Origin of the sequence: Saccharopolyspora sp. NPDC002686, from assembly GCF_040295745.1 — a bacterium.
GTDB classification, from domain to species: Bacteria; Actinomycetota; Actinomycetes; order Mycobacteriales; family Pseudonocardiaceae; genus Saccharopolyspora; species Saccharopolyspora oryzae.
Map to the genome: position 1 here is coordinate 1 of NZ_JBEOVY010000661.1, position 1,310 is coordinate 1,310.

Here is a 1,310-nt window from a genome sequence, read left to right on the forward strand (position 1 = left end):
GGCGGTCGACCGCTTCGCCTACCGCCCGGGCCAGTTCCTGACCCTGCGCGTCCCGCTGGGCGACGAGCACGTGGCGCGCTGCTACTCGCTGTCGAGCGCTCCGGGTCTGGACGAGGGTTTGAAGGTGACGGTCAAGCGGGTGGCGGGCGGGGTCGGGTCGAACTGGATCTGCGACCACGTCCGCCCCGGCACCGAGCTCGAGGTGCTCCCGCCTGCCGGCACGTTCACCCCGAAGTCGCTGGCGGGCGACCTGCTGCTCTTCGCGGGCGGCAGCGGGATCACGCCGATCATGTCGATCGTCCGCGCGCTGCTGCACGAGCAGACCGGGACCGCGGTGCTGATCTACGCCAACCGGGACGAGCGGTCGGTCATCTTCGCCGACGAGCTCGCCGAGCTGGCCGCCCAGCACCCGGGCCGGTTCGTGCCGGTCCACCTGCTGCAGAGCGTCCAGGGCCTGCCGACCGTCGATGGGATCGCCGCGTTGGCAAGGCCTTTCGCCGACCGGGACGCGGCCTACATCTGCGGTCCGGGACCGTTCATGGACGCGGTGACCGACGCGCTGGCGCAGGTCGGCATGAGCCGCGACCGGGTGGTGCTCGAGCAGTTCCGGTCGCTGAGCTCGGACCCGTTCGCCGGTGGGGAACCCGAGATCGCCCCCGACGCCGAAGCGGCGGCCGCGGTGTCGGTCTCCCTCGACGGCGAGCAGCACGAGCTGCCCTGGCCCAGCGGGACCACCCTGGTCGACCTGCTCCTAGCGAACGGCGTGGAAGCGCCGTTCTCGTGCAAGGAAGGCGCGTGCAGCGCCTGCGCCGTCCGCCTGGTCTCGGGCGAGGTGAAGATGCTGCGCAACGAGGTGCTCGAGGAGGAGGACCTCGCGGAGGGCTGGGTGCTGGGCTGCCAGTCCGTGCCGATCACCGAGCACGTCGAAGTCACCTACGACGACAACTGACCCGAGGAGACCCCCATGCCGGAGCCGTCCGCCATCCGCGACACCGTCGCGAGCTACTTGAAAGCCGTCGCGACCGGGAGTGCAGCGGACGTCGCAGCCCTCTACGCCGAGGACGCCACGCTCGAAGACCCGGTGGGCAGCGACCCGGTCCGCGGCCGGGCGGGGATCACCGAGTTCTACTCGGCCCTCGAGGACATGCGCCAGGAAACCGAACTGCTCGCGGTCCGGGTCGCCGGGGACAGCGCCGCGTTCCACTTCCGCGTCCGCACCGAAACACCGGACGGCGCAGCCGAGATCGAGCCCATCGACGTCATGACCTTCGACGAAGCAGCCCACATCACGAGCATGCGCGCCTTCTGGT

Annotated in this window: 2 protein-coding genes; both read left to right on the forward strand. The window is 70.9% G+C overall.

The genetic code is table 11. The annotated features are described in order from the left end of the window. Positions 1-949 (forward strand): 2Fe-2S iron-sulfur cluster-binding protein (locus ABTZ89_RS38705; RefSeq protein ID WP_351054472.1); only part of this gene is annotated, 949 nt, incomplete at its 5' end. A 15-nt stretch (positions 950-964) separates the two neighbouring features. Next, positions 965-1,310, forward strand: a 346-nt coding sequence (locus ABTZ89_RS38710; protein ID WP_351054474.1) for an SgcJ/EcaC family oxidoreductase, incomplete at its 3' end; no start/stop codon positions are given.